The organism is Nocardia sp. NPDC051570 (genome assembly GCF_044454005.1).
GTDB lineage: Bacteria > Actinomycetota > Actinomycetes > Mycobacteriales > Mycobacteriaceae > Nocardia.
On sequence record NZ_JBITDI010000002.1, the window covers coordinates 730822 to 752093 of the forward strand.

General features: G+C 65.4%; 7 protein-coding genes. 5 read left to right on the plus strand and 2 right to left on the minus strand.

Annotated elements, in window-relative coordinates; translation table 11 throughout:
- Positions 1-4: 4 nt before the first annotated feature.
- The gene (locus ACIA76_RS06940; protein ID WP_397149345.1) at positions 5-616 is read right to left on the minus strand and encodes a YbaB/EbfC family nucleoid-associated protein; all 612 of its coding nucleotides are present in this window, start codon (positions 614-616) and stop codon (positions 5-7) included.
- A 76-nt stretch (positions 617-692) separates the two neighbouring features.
- Here ACIA76_RS06940 and ACIA76_RS06945 point away from each other — a divergent pair, with 76 nt between their 5' ends.
- The 3 genes from ACIA76_RS06945 to ACIA76_RS06955 are packed head-to-tail and all read left to right on the plus strand — an operon-like array spanning position 693 to position 19477.
- Positions 693-1115 carry a YbaB/EbfC family nucleoid-associated protein gene (locus tag ACIA76_RS06945; protein ID WP_397149347.1) on the plus strand — a complete coding sequence of 141 codons (423 nt, stop codon included), beginning with the start codon at positions 693-695 and terminating at the stop codon, positions 1113-1115.
- Between the two features lie 19 nt (positions 1116-1134).
- Positions 1135-18426, plus strand: a complete 17292-nt coding sequence (locus ACIA76_RS06950) for a LuxR C-terminal-related transcriptional regulator (RefSeq protein ID WP_397149349.1) — start codon at positions 1135-1137, stop codon at positions 18424-18426.
- Positions 18416-19477, plus strand: coding sequence for a WD40 repeat domain-containing protein (locus ACIA76_RS06955; RefSeq protein ID WP_397149351.1), 1062 nt, complete (start codon positions 18416-18418; stop codon positions 19475-19477). The genes ACIA76_RS06950 and ACIA76_RS06955 overlap by 11 nt, the downstream gene beginning before the upstream one ends.
- A gap of 2 nt (positions 19478-19479) precedes the next feature.
- Here ACIA76_RS06955 and ACIA76_RS06960 read toward each other — a convergent pair whose 3' ends face one another.
- Positions 19480-19977: a hypothetical protein gene (locus ACIA76_RS06960; protein ID WP_397149353.1), complete on the minus strand. Its 498-nt coding sequence runs from the start codon at positions 19975-19977 to the stop codon at positions 19480-19482.
- Positions 19978-20006: 29 nt separating this feature from the next.
- On the opposite strand from ACIA76_RS06960, the gene ACIA76_RS06965 reads away from it, so the two are divergent.
- Complete coding sequence (locus tag ACIA76_RS06965) at positions 20007-20414, plus strand: hypothetical protein (protein ID WP_397149355.1); 408 nt, start codon at positions 20007-20009, stop codon at positions 20412-20414.
- Between the two features lie 2 nt (positions 20415-20416).
- Complete coding sequence (locus tag ACIA76_RS06970; RefSeq protein ID WP_397149357.1) at positions 20417-21217, plus strand: WXG100 family type VII secretion target; 801 nt, start codon at positions 20417-20419, stop codon at positions 21215-21217.
- Positions 21218-21272 lie beyond the last annotated feature (55 nt).

The window sequence follows — 21272 nt, forward strand, 5'->3', positions numbered from 1 at the left end:
AGCCTCAGTCGTCGTGGTCGCTGACCATCGACCGTCGCCCCCCGTGTGGTTCCGCATCGGCGAAGCCCGGCTGCTCGTCGTCGTAGCGCCGCTCCGGCGAATTCGGCGGCGCGACGGATACGGGCGGCGGCACCGGAATCATGGCGGCGAAATCGGGTGCGTCCTCGATGAGATCGGACAGGCGTGGCAACTGGGATTTGCGCTCCCGCAATGGTTCCATGAGCGCACGGGCCCGCGCGTTCACCTGCTGGGCGGCGGCCTGCACGGCCTCGGTCATCGCCGCGGCGATCTGATCGAAGGTCAGATCGGCGATATCGTCGGCGAAGCGGGTGCCGATCAGAATGCCATCGCCGTTGACGGTCACGCTGATTCGCTTCTCGCACGCGGTGGTGGTCGCGGTGAGCCGGGCACGATCACGCTGAATCTTCGCGATACCCGCCATTTGTTCGTGCAGTGCTTCCATCATCAGCGCGGCATCGGCCTTCAGCCGTTCATTCGCCACAGAAGCCTCCGCAGAGTAGCCCGTTTGCCACTCATGCATTCGAACATGGCTCGTGTCATCTGGAAGTAACCCAGAGCGCAAGTAGGACGTAACAAGCGCGTAATCGAGGATCATTCGGCGCACTCTCGCACGGTAACGTTCGTGCGGGGAATCGATGCAGTGGTTTCATCGGGCAGCAGGAGAGTGCGACGTGACAAACGACCGGGCCAAGGGCGATCTCGCCGATCTGCTCGACACCGTCAATGCGCATATCCACTCGATTGCCGAGGCACAGCAGCAACGGGTCGAACTGACCGCCACCGCCAGCGCGGGCGAGGGCCGCGTGCGCATCACCGTCAACGCCGACGGTGTCGTGATCGAGACCCGATTCGCCGACGACATCGACGAATTGGACTATGACGAGATCGCCGAGGCCGTCACCGACGCCACTCAGGAGGCCGCCGCCGAGGTGGCCCGCCGCGCCGAGGAACTGATCGCACCCATCCGCCGCACCCGCTCACGGCTGCCCAGCCTCTCCGAAATGGTCGAGGGCCTACCGGATTTGAAGGCCCGCGTGCCCGAATCGCAACGGGCGTCGTTCGATTCGCCGGCGGCACGCGCCGACCACCGCTGAACCGACGCCTGGGTGCTCGATGAGTATCGAAATGCCCGAGGGCCTGCAGTGGCTCAGCTATCTCGCCGGTGCGTCGTGGCCCAAGGGTGACGAGGACAAGCTGTTCGCACTCGGCGACGACTGGCATACCGCCGCCGACTCGCTGAGCAAGCTCGTCGACGCCCTGCATACCGCGTGCGATACGGCGACGGCGAACTACTCCGGCGGCGGCGCGGACAAGATGAAGGCCCAGTTCGACAAGTTCTTCACCGGTGACCAGTCCGTCGCGGAAATGGCCAAACGGCTGAAGGCACTGGGTGATTCGGTCCGCGAGTGCGGCACCCAGATCGAGTACGCCAAACTGCAGATCATCGTCACCCTGGCCATCCTGGCCGCGGAGATCGCCTATGCACTGGCCACGCTGTGGGGTGCGCTCACGGTGCCCGCCCTGGAAGCCGAGGCGGTGGGCGTCTGTCAGATCATCGGCCGCCGGTTGGCCACCATGATGTCCAACCATGCCGCGAGCATGGCGCGGATGCCGCTGTGGAAACTCGCCGCGATCTCCGGAGGCACGCAGGCGGGCATCGGCCTCGCCATGGATCTCGGGATCCAGGGTTACCAGGTGGGCAAGGGCCATCGAGACCACATCGATGTCAAACAGGCGTTGATCTCCGGCGCGGTGGGCGGAATCTCGGGCGCGGTGGCCGCGCCGGTCGGCAGCATCGTCGGTAAGCGGCTGGGCAATTGGGTTGGGCCGCAGGGGATGACGTGGTGGAAGGCGGGCGGCATCGCCATCGGCGCGGGCGTCCCCGCCGGTGTGGCCGGCGCCGGTGCCGGGATCGTCGCCAATGGTCTCTTCACCGGAGAGTGGGAATTCGATCCGGCCGCGATTCTCGGCGGCGTCGCCGGTGGCTTCATCGGCGGCGTCCACGGCGTGACCGGGCATATGCGATCGGCGGCGCTGGAGGGACGGGGCTATACGGGCCTCCAATTCACGAAGCAGACGTTGAAGCTGGCGGGGGACGGGCCCGGCGATAAGTCGACCGGCACCGACGGCAGTCACGACCTACCGAAGACGACGACCACGGCATCCAGCGACGGGCCGAAGTCGAGGATCACCGACCTGAACGAGGACGTCTACCACGACTCCCCCGAATACCGGAAACTCCGCTCACCATCGGTGCATTCGACCAACGACGAATCCGGCACCTCACCCAAGCCGTCGAGGTCCGTTCGCAACGACTCGACGACCGCCCACGATCAGCAATCCAATCCACAAACCAACGGCAGGAACGGATCCCGCTCGTCGGCGGTGCGAACCGACAACTCGGCCGCACCCACCACTCGCGGCCGGTCCCAGTCCGCTCCCCCACCCGCCACATCCTCGCGCGCCCCATCGCGAACCGAGCCATCGCAGCAGCCCACGCCGCGCAGCGGCATCGCCCCGAAGTCGGATACGCCACAGGCGCAGCCGCACCCGGTGAACGCGCAATCCAAGAATTCGCCTGCGCCACAGCCGCATATCGAGACACAGTCCACGCCGACGCACGAGTCCCCGCAGCACACCCCGGCCGAACAGACCGTCGTCTCGTCCCAGTCACAACCACAGCACACCCCGGCCGAGCAGACCGTCGTCTCGTCCCAGTCGCAACCGCAGCACATTCAGAACACCTCGAATTCGCCTGTGCCGCACACCTCGACGCAGCCGGGTTCGGAAATCCGATCGGAAACCCCGCCCGCGCAGTCGTCCCCCCTGAAAACCACTGCGTCATCGGGCATGTCGACACCGATCATCGACAAGAACGTGGCGTCCCCGGCACCGACGCCGCCGCCACGCCCGAGTATCTCCGCGATGGGTGACGGATCACGAACGCCGCTGGGCACCGAGATCCGCACCGGCGCGATCTCGAACAGGAATCACCTCGTCGAATCCCCGCCGCCCCTCCAGCTCCGCCGCATCCAGTCGGCGCCGGACCTCACAACGAACGCGAGCGGTACCGGACACCTCACAACATCCCGGAATTCCGGCGAGTTCTCCGAGACGCCACCGCCGAACCACGTCGTCCCGTCGCACGCGGAGCCGATGAACGACAAACCGTCCACCGGACTGCAATTCACCCGAAGGGGTGAGTTCTTCGACCCCACTCCGGAGCAGGTGGCCGCACTGGACGGGTATCGCCTCCACCTCGTCCCCAGGCACGGCGACGTATTCGGAGCAATCGATCACGTCACGGGAGGCGGGTACGAAACCATCCGCCACGAGTTCGTCGATGCGCTGCGCGAACGCAAGGACAGCGTGTTGGGGACATTCGTCCCGGATACCCCGGAATTCCGGCGGGCAGCGAACCAGCTGACCGAACTCGAGACCGCGCTCGCGAAGGATCCGGGCAACAAGAAGTTGGCCGCGGAACATGCGAACCGGCAGGAGGCGTACAACCGGAAACGCAGCGAGGCGTTCGATCGACAGCTGAACAGCCTGTCCCTCGGCGGCAAACCCAAGGACCTCGACGATTACGTCATCCCCGTGGGCGCCGACGCACTCGGCCTGCACGTGGTGGTGGTCGACCGCAACGGCGGGCTGAACCATTTCGGCCCTGAAGACAAGCCCCCGCACATCCTGGTCCACTCCCACGAGGACGGGGGGAGCTACAACGTCGCGAAACCGATCCGGGAGCAGTCCGCGGGTATTCGATCGACCGCACACGAAAACAGTTCCCACCCAGAGGGTTCGAGCATCTTCGAGCCGCGCCCGCAACGCGGCGCCACGGACGAGTCGATCGCTCAACACCTCGAGGGCATCGTCGCGCACGACGGCGACGAGCAGTCGATACACCATTCACCGGACAGCACAACGGATCTCACGGTGCCGCCGGACCGCAACACCTGCGGCCACGACACCGTCAACCTCGCCAAAGATCTCACCGGCAACCCCTTCCTCCACCCCGAAGACCTCCCCACCGGGCTCGACGGCATCACCCACGAACAACTCGAACACGTCATCCCCGGCGCGCGCCTGCACACCGTCCCCAACCACGACACCATCGCCCGAGTCCTCCGCGGACCCGGCCCCGCCACCCACGCCGTCGTCGTCGACAACTACAAAACCGCCAAACACACGACCACCACCACTGAACACACGACCACCAACGGCCGCGGCATCGGCGCCCACGCCTACCTCATCACCAACGAACACAAAACCACCGAAAACCACACCGGCACAGACCTTCTCGTCCGAGACCCAGCACTGGACAAAACACACCCCTACCCACCCGAACGCCAACCCCACACCGCCAGCACCGAAGTCATCTACCTCGACAAGGACGGCTACGTCGTCCCACCCCCCGAACACGACCACACCTTCACCGAAGACCGCCCCCGACACAACATCGGCTTCGACGAAACCCAGGACCTCACCCCCGGCGTTCTCTCGGTCCCGGACTTCATCCTGGCCTCCTACGGATCCGACTACCCGTCCGGCACCACCCTGCACTTCCGGAGCTTCGGCGACATCGACTCCGGATTCTCCGCAGAATTCACCGGCCAATCAGTGCGGATTGTCAACAACCAGGGCCATGTCGAAGAACTCCACCTCGGAAACTTCTGGGAAAACCTGAGACAGGACTACTTCCAGGACTGGTCGGTCGTCGCGCCTCAGCCAGTATTCCGGGATATCCAGACCGAACACACCGCTGGAACCGAGGGACATCCCGAAACAGTCGCGCGCGACGACCACCCGGACCCCATCGAGCAGTACCATTCGAACCGAGTCGACCGATTGGGCAGCCGAGCCAGTGAGGTACTGGAATACGCTGCGGCGGGCTACACTCGCGACGAAACCGCAGACAAGCTCGGCATATCCCCTCTCTCGGTGCGGAATCGACGCGGAGACGCATTCAAAACGCTCGGAGTGCACTCCTGGGAGGACGCTGTCGAAAAGGCTCGCCAGCAGGGCCAACTGAACGAAGAAAAGATACTTCGACTCGCTCAGGAAAGACAAGCGGCCCAACCCGTCGTCAATCCGTTGAACAATCGGGAACAGCAAGCCCTGGAACACATTGCGGCGGGCCACAGTCGCGCCCACATCGCGACCGCATTCAACATGACCCCCAGCAAAGTCAAGAAAATGCTGGCCGAGGTATACAAAAAGCTCGGGGTTCACTCCATGCAAGACGCGGTCTCGGAGGCTCGGCGACGGGGCTACCTGAACGAGCAGAACATAAACCGACTCGGCGGAGCAGCCGGGCCTGCCCCCGAAGCATCCACGATGCATTACCGCAGCGGCACGAACGAACCCGTTTCATCGAGAATTCGGGCCCGTCGTAATGCGCCGCCCGAGGTCACTCGCAACCGCCCTCTCGTCACGGCATCGGATGGCAGCGCTTCCCGGGAGCGGGTCACGTCCGGGATCGACGAGTTCCTGTCGAAATCCTTTGGCGCGGAGTACCCCGCCGGGACGAAGGTGTATCTGCAGACCCCTACGGGTGAAATACGTGCGACATTCACCAACCGGCACGTCGATATGCATTATGGCGACCATCGGCCGTCCGGCACAGTGGAGCAGGGCGTCGCCCGCCGCGTCGGGCAGTCGGATGTCCATTCGCTGCCCACGGGGGCGGCGCGGCACACCATCGAGGAATTCTGGGACCATCTCTGGTCCGAACACAAGGCGATGGGGGTTGCGCAGGTCAGGGTTGTTCGATCAGAAAGTGCCGTTCCTACAGCGGCATTCGAGCCGCGTAGGGGTGACACCTCCCTCGGCGAGCATCTGCTGGACCAACTGAACCACGAACTCCCCGGCCCTACCGACGTCGAGCGAACGCATTTCGACGAGGACGGGCTCGCGAAACCCGACCCGCTGCCCGTTGATCAGCGTCTGGAAAACCTCTCGGCCGAGGAGAAATTCGAACTGGTGCCCGCGGTGCCGGTCGAGCTGCCACGCCCCGAATTCTGGGGCGGTGAGGTTCTCACTCTCGTCGACTACAACGGTGACGTGACGCACGTGCCCACCAGCGCCGCGGTGCGCGCGATACTGCGGAATCCGCCGGACCGATCCCCCTACTACGAGGTCATCGAACAGGGCTGGAACAACCTGCGTATCACCACCGATCTGTCGGGCGACTTCTATTTCCCGCCCGGCGCCCGTTCCGGCATATTGAGCTGGAACCTCCCCGGCGCACGGGTCCGGTTCTACGCCGTCAACGACATCGGACCGGTACCGTTGGATGTCTTCTACGGATCCAAGCTCGTAGGGAAACCCGGAGATGGGCCGTGGCGGTGGGTAAAAGCCGACATGGACACGCAATGGTTCCGTGTCAATGCGCCCACTCACGTCATCCCCAAGTTTCCGAAACTCGTCGATCGACGCTGGGACCCGATATTCGCTGCGGGCGGAGCGCGTTCGCAGGACGCGCGTCAGGGTCGAGCCGGCAATTGCTGGCTGATCGGACCGCTCAAAGACCGGGCCGAACGCGATCAGCAGGCGATCCACGACATCGTGCACAACTACGGCGACGGGACCGGCGCGGTCCGCCTCACTGTGGGCGGCAAGCCGAAATGGAGACGCGTCCTGCTACAGGTCGCCGAGACTCCGGACACCAAGAGCGGACACTTCGTCGGCCACGAACCCGGAGAACCCTTGTGGCCCAACATGATCGTCAATGCCTGGGCGCTCGAATTCGGTAGAGGCAAGGGCTACCGCATCTTCGAGGAGGGAGGCATGCCCCGCTGGGCAGGCGAACATCTCGGCCAGCAGTTCTACCGGGCCCCGGGCGGTTGGCGGCAACAGCCCGTCCACAACATCGACGCCAATCACTTCCTGAATCCGCTCCGATTCGATATCAACACACTGCACGACCTGGTGGGTGGCGACCTCGAATTCTCCCGCGCCGCCGCCGACAGCTACCAGAAATTCGCGGCCGGCCGCCACACCGTGTGGGATTCGACGTGGCAGCGCCTCAACGCCCTGCATCAGAACGACCCGGCCGCCCGCGACGCCGCCTGGGAGACATTCGTCCGCACCGAGGACCGTCTCTCATCACCGGGCTTCCGGAAGTACCTCGACGAGCAGTTTCCGGACACATGGGAAACCGAGAAAGACGCTCTCGGGCACTACTACTCCGCGATATTCGATGGGCAGGCCGAGCATCGCTCGCTGCCCGCCCGCTACCGCGATACCGTCGCCGGGGCGATCCGCGAACAGATCCGCTACGCACACGATCGCAACACCGCCGTGATGCTCGAAACACATCTGTTCGGGCAGGGCATCGAGAACACGACCGAGGTACCGGGTCTGGTCGGCGGCCATACTTATCGGGTCGTCGGAAACGACGGCACAAAGACCCTGCTGGAGAACCCGTGGGACCACAACGCGACCTATCCCGTCCCGCGCCCCGGCATCGAATACCGCCTCGACCCCGAACCCCGCGCGACCGCCGGCTACATCACCGATTCGAACGGCTCCCACCGCACGGCGGCCGACGGCACCGAATACGGTATCCGCAACGACGGAACCCAATACCGGAAAGACCCCGACAACAACGAGTACGGCATCACCGCCACCGCGAAGACCTACCGCATAACCCCCGACGGAACACTGCACGAACGCTTCCCCGACGGCACGAGGTACTGGCGGACACCCGACCGCACCGAATACCGAACCGACCCGGACGGCAACAAAGTTCGGAAGCAACCACACGAGACCGACTGGTCATCCGATCCCACCCGCGTCGATCCGCCATCGAACATCACCATCCCGCGCCGAGGCGGCATCATCGCCGTCGACCCCGAACACATACCGAAGTTCGCGAGCATCACCTTCAACGGCCGCGCCGCACGTGCCGTACACGAGCTCACACCCGACGGTGCCGTACGAACCAGCGCACCGCCCATGGAACGGCACACCTTCGACGATCCGATGTTCTCGGGAGAAACTCCCGACGTTTTCCCGGTCCGGGATCTCACGGCGAACTTCCACGAAGACGTGTACCCGGTCGACACGGTCATGCATTTCCAGGACCTCGGCGATATCAACTCCGGATTCACCGTTCGATTCACCGACCGCGGTGTGGAAATCCCCGACAACGCAGGCGGCGCACAGGAGGTCCGCCGCGGCGACCTCTGGCAGATCCTGAGACAGGACCATCTCCAGGAGTGGACCGCTACGGTGATGCTGCCGTCGCCTCGGGAAGGGTTCACCGGGCAGCATCAAGCACTGGAACCCACCGCAGCAGCGGCTCCGCCCGGACCTCGCCGACTGACGCCTCAGCAGCAGAAGGTACTGGAGTACGACGCAGCGGGTTACAACGGCAAGCAAATACAGCAGGCTCTCGGCCTGTCCAAAAAGGCTGTGGAAAGCCTGCGATATCGCGCGAACCAAACTCTCGACGCACGGGGGCGGGACGGTATCGACGAGGCCCTGCGACAGAAACAACTGGACGAGAACTTCATCGCAGAGAATCAGCTACCGCCCAACCCGCTCTCCGACAAGCAGCAACAAGCACTGGAGTACATCGCAGGCGGCTTCACCATCCGCGAAACCGCGAACCGACTCAGCAAGGGCTACACCGGCATATACAGCCTGGTGGAGCACGCGGCCACAACCCTGGGTGTGTCCGACAAGGGCGCGTACGCCACTCTCGCGGACGCTGTCGCAGCAGTAGCGATGCAGCGCGGGCATCTGAGTCTCGAAAACATAGCCGACCGGGCAGCGGAATTGAATTCCGCCCCGCCGATGGCCGCACCCTCCGGCGCAAGCTCCGTCGGAGGACCCACTCCCAAGCAGCGAGAGGCACTGGAACCTATCGCCGCAGGCTTCAGCGTCGCCGAGACCTCGAAACGACTCGGGAAAAACGTCCAGAAGATGGTGCTGATCGCGGCCGGAAACATGAAGGTGTTCGACAAGGGTGAGTACGGCTCCATCGAGGAAGCTGCGGCCGCGGAGGCGATGCAACGCGGGCATCTGAATATCGAGAATGTCAACGCCCTTGCCGCGGAACGGAATTCCGGCTCCCATATCGGTGCCGACGGCGACCGCAACACCTGCGGCCACGACACCGTCGACCTCGCCAAACACCTCACCGGCAACAACGACCTCCACCCCGAAGACCTCCCCACCGGACCCGACGGCATCACCCACGAACAACTCGAACACGTCATCCCCAACGCAAAACTCCACACCGTCCCCGACCACGACACCATCGCCCGAGTCCTCCGCGGCGACGGCCCCGCCACCCACGCCGTCGTCGTCGACAACTACAAAACCACCACCACCACCGATACCACCAACAGCCGCGGCATCGGCTCCCACGCCTACCTCATCACCAACAACCACAAAACCACCCAAAACCACACCGGCACAGACCTACTCGTCCAAGACCCAGCACTCGGCAAAACACACCCCTACCCACCCGAACGCCAACCCCACACCGCCAGCATCGAAGTCATCTACCTCGACAAAAACGGCAACATCGTCGCACCCCCCGAACACGACCACACCCCCACCACCACCCGACCCCCACACAACATCGGATTCGACGAACCCCGAAACGAACCCCGATACGCATCGGACCTCACCGCCGACGTACACCGGATGCCGGACTTCCTCGAGAGATTCTCCGGAGCCGACTACCCCGCCGGTACGGAAATACACTTCACGAGACCCGATCTGCACCTCGGGCTTTCCACCGAATTCACCGGCGGATCCGTCAGGCTGACCAACCCACGCGGGGACGTACGGGAAGTACCGATCAGCGACTTCTGGGGATATGTCGGTCGCGAATCCATGCGAGACTGGTCGGTCTCGGTGATCCAACCCGCCTTCCGCGACGGTTTCGCCGAACGCGTCGTGGAAACCCATACGTTCCGGGATACGTGGAGCCGCAACGAGTTCCTGGCCGGAACCGCCATCACCTGGCACGACCGAGGCGCGATCAACACCGCGTTCGTGCGACCCGACGACGGCTTCGATCTCTACCAGACCCACCCCGACGGCACAGTTGTCGGACCCAATGGGGCGACGAGAACCGAACTCCCCCAAGGCCTTGCGGAAGCGGGCATCCATGCCGTCAAGATCACCCAGCCCATGCCCTCCTTCTGGCATCCACTTCCCCCGGGCGAGGACTCACACTTCCACGCCCTCGCCCACATCCTCGGCACCGACTCCGGAACCCTGGAAACACAGGTGGCCCAACACCTCTCCGGCCATCCGAACAACACCGAACACCCCCTGCTGACCGCGGCGAAAATCAACAAACTCAACCTCGTCCTGATCGACCCCGACCAGACCGTCACCGAACACACCCTCACCAACCAGGGCACACACGTATTCCTCCGGCAAACACACGACGGCGCGGTTCACATCGGCCGGACCGCCGACAACACCACGCTCACCGCCGCACGGCCCAACCCATACACCGAGAGACAACAGAAAATACTCGAGTTCCGCGCTGCGGACTACTCCGCTGAACGCGCAGCTGAGCACCTGGGTATAGACCTCAACCTGGCACGGGCAACCTTGAGCAATATGGCCAGGGCTGTCAGCATGACAACCAAAGATTTTGTCCAGCAAGCCCGGGACCGGGGCCACGTGGACGAGGAGTTCATCAGTGAACTTCAGTCACAGCACAACCCGCTGACCGAACGGCAACAGATAGCACTGGAACACATCCAGGCAGGTGACGGCTTTCGTAAAATCGCAAATCGATTCGGAAAGAGGGACACCAAGGGTGTGCGCGAATCCGTGGTCGGGGCAATCGACAAGGTTCGAGATGGCGAAACGCCGCTAACGGCCGGTTCCGCGTTCACCGAGGAGGCGAAGGCCGCCGCCGAGAGAGCGTTCGCCCGAGGCTGGCTGCGTCCAGGTGAGGTCGAACGACTCCGCCAAGAACGAGAAGCCGAATCAACCGGAGCAGGCCCCTCAGGCACATACGCCAGACCGACCGCGCCCGAATCCGACGGCACCGCACCATATCCCTCCCATATCGGTGCCGACGGCGACCGCAACACCTGCGGCCACGACACCGTCAACCTCGCCAAACACCTCACCGGCAACAACGACCTCCACCCCCAAGACCTCCCCACCGGACTCGACGGCATCACCCACGAACAACTCGAAAACATCATCCCCAACGCAAAACTCCACACCGTCCCCAACCACGACACCATCGCCCGAGTCCTCCGCGGACCCGGCCCCGCCACCCACGCCATCGTCGTCGACAACTACAAAACCACCAAACACACCACCACCACCAACAGCCGCGGCATCGGCGCCCACGCCTACCTCATCACCAACAACCACAAAACCACCCAAAACCACACCGGCACAGACCTTCTCGTCCAAGACCCAGCACTCGGCAAAACACACCCCTACCCACCCGAACACCAACCCCACACCGCCAGCACCGAAGTCATCTACCTCGACAAAAACGGCCACGTCGTCCCACCACCCGAACACGACCACACCCCCACCACCACCCGACCCCCACACAACATCGGCGACCGCCCCACCTCATCGTTCGAACCCCGCGACGGCGACACCTACATCGGCGAAAACCACCGCACCACACTCGATCACGAACTCGACGGCCCCACCAAGCCACTGCGCCCCCAATACGACCACACCAACCTCGACAAACCGGCCCCACTGCCCACCCACCTGCGCCTGAAGAACCTCACCCCCGCGCAGCGGGCGAAGGAACTGCCGACGGCCCCGGCCTGGGTCACGACGAATCACCTGACCATGCCCGACGGCAGCCCCGCTCTCACCCTCGTGAATTCCCGCGGCCACGTCCTCCAGCTACCGGCCGCGGGCCGCATGAACGCGACTCTGGAATCTGGTCCCGACGGCCACTACTACAAGCTGTTGCACTCGAATGGACAATACGACCACGTACCCGTGAGCATGGTGCCCGATTTCGGATACCGGCGCGGCACCGGCAATCGACCCGACAGCGTGACCTGGAACGCGGCGAGCGAAATTCGCATCCGCACCTTCGACGCCGGTGGCGGCGAGACCGTCCAGCGGCTGCCGTACGGGGCCAATGTCGTCGCCCTGCCCTCGACCGGATCGAAACGACTGATCAAATCGGTCCACGACACCGACTGGTTCGACGTCGAAGTCCCGCACAGTGTCCTTCCCGAACTACCGGAACTGGTCCCCCGGCACAATGACGACCTGTACGGCCCGCTCGGACCGCGACCGGAAGACGCCCGCCAACGAGTGGCGAACGATTGCGCCCTGGTGGCCCCGCTCAAGGCGGTAGCCCACCACAATCCGCAACTGATCCGAGAGATGCTGCGCGACAACGGCGACGGCACCGTCGACGTCCGCCTCCGCCTCAGTATCGACAGCGCATTCGAATGGAAACGCGTCGAGAAGAGCATCTATGTGACACCGCACACCAAGAGTGGCTACTTCATCGGCCACGAGCCCGGAGAACCGTTGTGGCCGGCCATGATCGAGAAGGCCTTCGCGACCTACCTCGGCAAGGGCAACGGCTACGCCGGGATCGCGAATATGAATCTGGATGTCATCTCGCACCTCCTCCCGGACTTCTACCGCGGCCCGAACGGCGCACTGACACAACCCGTTCGGTTCGTCGACGATCCGGCATATCTGCATCCGCTCGGCATGGACCCCGACAGCCTGCGCACCGTGATAGGCGGCGACCTCGAATTCTCCCGCCGGGCCACCGACGCATTCGGCGACTACAAGCATCAGGTCCTCGACCTGGGCAGGGATGATCTCGGCTCGCCCGCCGGCTTCCGCAAGTACTTGGACACGCTGTTCCCCGGGCGGCGGTGGAACGCCGAGAAGGACGCGCTCGCCGAATTCTCCCGTGCGGTTTACGACGGCTGGAACGAGAACCGAGTGCTCCCGCCCCGTTACCTGGGCGTCGCGGAATCGGTCGCCGATCGAATCGACTGGGCGCTGCGTCGCGGCACCACGGTAACGATCGGAACGGGCTGGTTCGGACAGGATTACGAGAATGTGACCAAAGTGCGGGGCCTGGTCGGCAACCACGCGTACGCGGTCCTCGGAGTCGAACGCGACAGCACCGGCCTACCGGTCAGGCTCCTGCTCGAAAACCCGTGGGACCGGCACCCGGCCCTGGTTCCGCAGCGGGGCAGCGGCATCGAACACCGCCTCGACCCAGGCGGATCCGATTACACCACCGACTCGAAGGGCATTCGCACTCGCCGCGGCACCGACGGCACCGTCTATCGAGTACATCCCAACGGCGTCCAAACCCGTTGGGACCCCGACAACACGACCTACCACCTGGCCGCCGACGGCACCCGCAGCGTCGTCCACCCCGACGGCACCCGGGACTCGATACTTCCCAACGGCGGCCGACTTCGGCATACACCCGACGGGCAACGGTTCTGGACCAAGCCGGACGGCACCAAACTTCGCAAAGGACCGGGCGACACCACCTGGGCTCCCGATATCCGAGTGGACCCACCGGACACGACCGTTCCGCGACGCGGCGGTGTCGTCGCCGTCGATCTCGAGCACCTGCCCAAGTTCTCCGGCCTCGGCATGGGCGGGCCCGGCGCGCACGGCCTCTACGGACCCGACCGGGCCGCCGCGAACTCCGGCACGACACCTACGAACAGTGCTCGGCCCACCGGATCCGCGAACAACATGGTCATCGACCGTCCCGACCGACCCACCCGACCGATCGAACCCCACGACGGCGACACCTACCTCGGCGAAAACCACCGCGCCATACTCGATCTCGATCACGAACTCGACGGCCTCACCGACCCGCCGCGAACCCACTTCGATCGCGCCGGATACGACCGCCCACCCGAGAACCTGCCCGTGGAGCCGCCGATCCCGGTCCGGGTCGCCGCGGAGCGGCTGACCCTTCCCGACGGCAGACCCGCTCTCACCCTCGTCGACCAGCGCGGTGCAACGCTGCAACTTCCGACCGCCGGCCAGCGAGAGGCGAAGTTGACCCGATCGCCGAACGGTCGTAGTTCCTACTACGAGTTCGAAGAGGACGGGCAGCCCGTCATGCTTCCCGAAAGCATGGCGAAGGACGGTTTCGTGTTCCGGCCCGGAACCGGTACCGATCCCGGCACTCTGGCCTGGAATGTCGAGGCAGGAGTTCGCATTCTCGGGCGCGACGCCACCACCCGTGCGGAGCGTGCCCTGACGGTTCCATCCGGACACGACGTCGCCGCCCTCCCGGATACCGGGTCCAAGCGGCGAATCCGGCTGCCGGGGACCAAGGACTGGCTGGTCGTCACCGTTCCCCACGAGGTCCTCCCGGAATTGCCACCGCTGCGCGAACGACACAGCGAGGCACTCTTCGGCCCGGACGGAAACCCGTGGCCGCAGGACGCGCGCCAGGGACAACTGCGTGACTGCGCCCTGATCGCGCCGCTCAAGGCGATGGCCGCGCAGAAACCGTGGCTGATCAAACAGATGCTGCACGAGTACCCCGACAAGAAGACCGTCGCCGTGCGGCTGCGCATCGACCGCGAGGTCGAAGGGGTCATCAAGCGCAAGGTCGAATGGGTACGTGTCGACAAGAGCATCCATGTGACACCGCACACCCAAAGCGGCCACTTCGCCGGCCACGAACGCGGAGAACCGTTGTGGGTCAGCATGGTCGAGAAAGCCGTCGCGGCCAGGATCGGCCGTGGCGACGGTTACGCCGGGATCCAGGCCCTGGACCTGGACGACCACTCGATCCTCATGCCGGACTTCCACAAATCTCCGAACGGCGCACTGACACAACCATCCAGCGTCGTCGATGACCGAGTGTTCCTGCACCCGTTCCGCCTCGACGACGACACCCGGCTGAGGCTGGTGGGTGGCAACCGGGACTTCGCCCGCCTGATGGCGGACGATCTCGACCACTACCAGCAGGAGGCCAAGGATCGCCGCATCGCCGCGCAGGTCGACATCCTCGCCGACCACCCGCACGACGCTGCCGCCCGCGACGAAGCGGCGAGAGAGTTCCTGCGCACCGAGGACATCGGCTCCCGCCGCGGTTTCCGCAAGTACCTGGACGAGCAGTTCCCGGGGCAGGGGCGAACCGAGAAGGACACCCTGGCCGACTTCGTCCACGAGATGTATGGGGGTGAGACCGAGAACAGAGTGCTCCCCGAGCGCTACCGATTCGTCGCGGAGGCGATCGCCGAACGGATGGACTGGGCGCTGCGCCGCGAAACCCCCGTCCTGCTCGGAACACACACGTTCGGGCAGAGCGGCGAAAACGTCACCGCGGTACCGGGTTTGATGGGCGACCATGCGTACAGGCTCCGCGGCGTCCAACGCGACGACGAGGGCCGGCCGATCGGGCTCGTGCTGCAGAACCCGTCGGATCTGCAACACGTCCGTCCTCCGCAGGACGGTAGTATCCACTATCGCCTGGACCCCAAGGGATCCGGTTACACCACCGACGCGAACGGCATCCGCTTCCGCCGCGACCCCGACGGCATCACCTACGGCATCACGCCCGATGAGATCCAGCTCCGCCGGGATCCGGACGGCACGGTCTACCGTTTGGAACCCAACCTAACCCGCAGCGTCGAGCATCCCGACGGCTCGAAGGCCTGGGTCTACCCGAGCGGCGACAGGCTCTGGCAGACAGCCGATGGACATCAGTTCCTGACCAAGGCGAACGGCGACAAACTGCGGATGCCCCCGGGCGCCACGACACCGATCGACAACTCGGCCCGCGTGGACCCACCGGATACGACCATCCCCCGCAGTGGCCTCAACCTCGTCGTCGGCCTCGAACACCTGCCCAAGTTCAAGGGTCTCGGCATGAGCGGCCCCGGTGCGTACGGCCTCTACGGCCCGGAAAAGACTCCGCCGCACACCAATCCCATTACCGCCGCCGCCGTGCCCGGTTCCGATTTCCACGGCCACGTGGAAACCCCGACGACCACCCACATCGACCAGGTGCACGCTCTGGTCGAAGGGGCATTGCACACCGCGGTCGATGGTCATGGCGGTCTGCGGATCGAGGACGTCAATCCGGCTCGAAGGATCTATCGCGTCACGGACACCACCAACGCGTACGGCGACGATCGGAAGAACTTCACGGTCCGAGTGGAAACGCAACGCCTCGGCGACGATACGGTGGCCCGCTCGGTCCTCAACCACGACAAGGGCCAGCATGTCATCCAGATCTCCGACCGGATCTCCACCAGACACGTGCCCCGCGCACTCGCCCACGAAATCGGCGAAATCGTCGCCGACCGCAAGCGCTACTTCGTCGACAAACTCGATGCCTTCGGACCCGAGGAAGGCGTCCTGCACCCCGGCCGCGAGCGCGGCGAGCTCCGGCTCACACCGCACGACGCCGGGCGGATCCAGGAGATGCGTGTCCTGGGTGAAGAACTGGATCGACTGCCCGCCGCGCGCGACCGGACATCCGAACAACGCCAGCAGTACAACAACATTCACCGCGATGCGCTGGCGCTGGTCGACCACCTGGGTCTGCGCGAAGGCATGCCCCGCGCCGACCAACGCCGAAATCTGGTGCTGAACCACCTCGAGTCGTCCCCCGACGGCCGGGGACTGGTACGCCGTCTGCTCGACGACGCGGGCGGTCGTCAGGACCGGCTGTCGCCCGACGACCTGCAACTCCTGCACCAGATCCGTCGACAGGCCGACCCGGATCGAACCACGTTCGATATCCACCGCGACAACCTGCGACCCGACTATCCGCGCCCCCTTGTGGAGAACGAGGAAAGGGTCACCCCCGAACGGGCACACGAACTTGCCGAACAGGCCGCCACCCGGCGCGCGCAACACAGCGAGCAGACCCTCGACGCGCTGCGACAGGACGTACAAGCCGCCGCGCCCGGCACATATCCGAAACGATCGATCCAAGTGGGCGGCGGCGCCGCACTCGCCGCCCGCGACCCGGCAGCACTACTCATCGACGACCGCGGCCGGTGGCAAGCCGACCCCGGCGACCGCATCGCCCAAACCGCGGACCAACTCCGCAACCTCCGCCAGACCGGACTCGGCGACCCCTACCAGTTCGTCGAAGCGGGCAAACCCGACGCCCGCGTAACCCTCGACGCGGTCCGCTACTGGGAGGACACGATCGCCACTCGAGGGCCAGTGGTCAACGGCAGGGCGACATTCCGCATCGAGGACGGAGAACTGCTCGCCGACATCGCCCCGCCCGACGGCTCGACGCCGGTCACCGTGCACGTCGACGGCGTCCCGGTCGTGGCCAGCGGATTCCCGCCCGAGATCATTCTCGGCATCGCCCGCGACATCGGCGGAATGCACGGAACGTACGCCACACTCGCCCGCGAATTGGGCAAGTTGAACACGCCCGAGGCCACAGCAGCGAAAACCGAAGTCGAAGCCCTCTCCTGGCGGGATCCGGCATCCGCCGACAAATCCTCGACCATCCTGTCCGACCACGGGATCGACCGCTCCACGCTGCCCTCGAACGTCACGAATTCGCTGGAGGCGATCAGCTATTGGACGTCGTTGCGCGCCAAATACCCCGGCCGCATCCTCTCCGGCGATGAGATCAACCTGGCCGGAGCAGATCCCGACGCCGCCACCGAATGGATCGTCGCGGGCAGCGGCGGCACCGGCATCAGCGGCGTCGAAATCCTGCTCAGGCGAAGCGACACAGCGAAATTCACCATGATCGGCCGAAACCCGGCAGCAGGGCTCGCCGACAACACCCAGTGGAAGGAAGTACGAAGTCAGCACGACCGCGGCTACGACGCCAAGATCCCGACCGCCGCCAGCAAGCAGAACGATGACGACACGTGGCCGAATCCCGGCGCTACCGGCCGACTGACGATGGCATTCGACGAGACGATGAACCTCACCGGGATCACCGAACTCCCCGGTGGCCGGTTCTCCGTCAACGGATATGAAGGCGACGGCGTCATCGCCCCACTCGGCGCCCGCAACTCGGTCCCACCCGCGGTCGCCGAAATGGTCGACGCCGCAATCAAACGCGATCCCGACTCGGTGTCCGCGAAGATGCTGTTCGACAACGACGGCCAATACCTCGGCTACCGGATCACCGTCGACGGCCACGACATCGACGTCACCGGCGGCGCCTCCCGCTTCTTCCCCATCGGACATCTGTTCACCGCACGGCCCGGCGACGTCGGCCCGCTGCCCGCATCGACCCCCGGCACCGTCTGGTTCACCGACGACCCCCGGTACGCGCTGTCGGGCCCACCGGTCTCGAGGACACCCCGCATTGCCGCACAAACCGCCTCGAACCGCGACGCCCCGCCCGAAGGCGGAAACTTCGACGGCGGATACGTCTCCACCGCCACCCAAACCACACACTATGCAGCATGGAGACGCAGTGAACGCTGACGACAATGCCGGAAAGGACAGCATGACCGCGAACTTCGTGGAGGTCTGGCGGACGCCGGTCGCCGACGAACCGAACGCGATGGTGCGAGCGGTCGCCTCCGTCGAATCGGCCGGGCGAGCGGTCGCGGTCGCCGTGGCGGAGACGACGCTCGGAGTATGGGATTTGGCGTCGGGCCAGCGGCTCGTCCGGTCGACAATCCCGGACGCGCAAGAGGATTCGACTCTGGTGAGCCTGACGATCGGCCGCCTCGACGGGAATCCGATTGCGGTGACCGCCGACTTCGGGGGACGTATCCAGGCCTCGGACGTGGCCAGCGGCGAACCGCTCGGCGAACCCGTCGCCGAACTGCACGGTCGACCACAGGCAGTGGTCGCGGCAGGAGGGCTGCTGCTGGTAGGCCGGGGGGCCGGAGCGACGTCGTCGGTGTACGAGGTCCCCGTCGCCGATGGGGCGGTCGAGGTGTGGGATATCGCGGCACGGCAACGCACCGGCTGGTTGCCGCACGACGGTTACACCGACTCGATCGCCGTCACCGAATACCACGGCCGGATGGTGGCAGTCGCGGGATCGATCCATAGCCCACAGCCGTTGCTGGATCCGGACGACTACGAATCACATCTCACGGCCTGGGACGCGGCGACCGGTGAAAGTATCCGCGCCCCAATCCATCTCCCCGACGACTCGCCCGCCGGACCGTTGGCGGCGGGTGTCCTCGCCGGACGTCCGGTCGCGGTCGTGGTCGGCCGCGGAGGCCTGCGGGTGTGGGATCTCGCCGAGGGGCGCGAGATCGCGACGGTCGCCTGCCCCGGACGGATCGAGGCGATCACCTGGGGTGAGACCGCCGCCGGGCCGGTCGTGCTGGTCGGTGGCGGCGATATCCGGCCGGACGGCCGGAACTGGCTGCGCATGTGGGATCCGCGCGACTGGCGTCCGATCGCCGAAACCAGCACCGGTTCCGGTCGTATCTCGAGCTGCGCCGTCGCTCCCGACGGCAGCGCAATCGTGCCGTGGGCCGGCCATATTCAACTCCTGCGGCCGGAGAAATCGTGACCCTAGCCGCGAGACGCCAGTGCCTCCCGATAGGCACTCGCGGTCGCCTCGAGTCGCGCACGAGCGAATCTCCCTGGTTCGCGGACATAAGCGGCACGACCGGTCAACGAGGTGAACGCTTCCGCGGGAACGGCATCCATGGCATCGGGGATGAACTTCACTACTTCCTCCACCGCCGCCACCGCGGTGGCCACAGCGGTGCGGTCGCGATCCCGCGCGGCAGCCTGCTCGGCGACGACCAGGAATTCACCGGGACAAATGATCCGCGATGCGGCGGCGCCACCGAATGCGGGCGGCGAGGGCGGCATCTCATCATCCAGAACGAAAGTGAATTGTCGCGGCAGTCCGCAGCGGGCACAGCTACCCGAGTACACCGCGAGCAGACGACCTTCCTCGTCCTCCCGCAACACATGTCCGGGCTCGAAACTTGTCTCGCCACACGAGCAGGCATGCAGATCCATATAGAGCCGACATTCAACGGACGACCGAGAAACAAGCACCTCGAAATGGTACTGCCGATGGAGCACCGATGACCGACACCCGGACCGCCTACAGCCGCTGGACCCGTCGGCCGGTGATCTATCTGCCGGTACTCCGCCGAGGTCAGTTCATCGGCTACCTGTGGGCGTCGGCCGATCAGCACGCGGCAGGCTTCGAACGCCGCCTCGAGGTGGCCGGTGATGATCTGGACTGTCTGCTCGTCTGGGACGCACGGCTGAACGAGGCGGCCGCGCAGGGCCGGACGCCGTTCGCGGCGATCCAGCGATGGATCGGCGCGGCCGAGGACTCCGCCGCCGGTGCCGTCCCGGCCGGATTCCCGCCGAACAATGCCGCGAGCCTGACCGACCTGTGGAACCGGCTCAATCCCGACGGCCCGGCCCTCGACGAACGGGCCGCTGAGGCGCCGACTCGCGGCGGACACTACAACCGAGGATGACAATGGATAAGCCCGTAGAGATCAATCCGCAAGGATTGCGCAGCGCCGCAACGGAATTCGACGGCGCGGCCGCCGACGCCAAGAAGCTGCTGGAAACCCTGAAGTCGGCCGCCGAAAGCAAGGGCGAGCCGTGGGGCGACGACAAGTCCGGGAAGAAGTTCGCCGACGGGGAGAAGGGTTATAAGAAGAACCGCGACAACACCTTCGAATCACTGTCCGGGCTCGTGGGCGTCCTCACCCAAAACGCGAACAACCTCCGCGACACGGCGGCCACGTTCGAGAAGAACGAGCAGGAGGCGGGGAAGAGCAGGCGCAACGCCGTCGAACGCAACAACAACGCCCCCCTGCAACCCTTCGAGCACGTGCAAGCCCCCTTGCAGCCGACACAGACCCTGCGGCGCGAAACCCTCAGGGCGGCAACCCCTCTCAGCAAACCGGCGTACACGGATCCGATCCCGGGGCAAGACCCCGAGTCGATCCCGGCGCACCCCGGCTACTTCCCCCGGGCGCAGATCCCCGCCGAGAAGGTCCAGCAGCCGTTCCTCGGAGTTGCGCCACTGACGAACGAACAGGGCGTGGAACCCCTGCAACCGCGACAGCCCGTGGGGCCCTACCGGCTGGCCGACGCACGGACCCTCGAGGAACAGGTCCCCGCCCAGGAGGTCCAGCAGCCGTTCCTCGGAGTCGCGCCACTGACGAACGAACAGGGCGTGGAACCCCTGCAACTGCGACAGCCCGTGGGGCCCTACCGGCTGGCCGACGCACGGACCCTCGAGGAACAGGCCACCGACCTCGAGTACTGATCGGCACGGTGCCAGCTGATTTCGGGCTACCCGCACCGCCCGAGGTCGGCCGTTC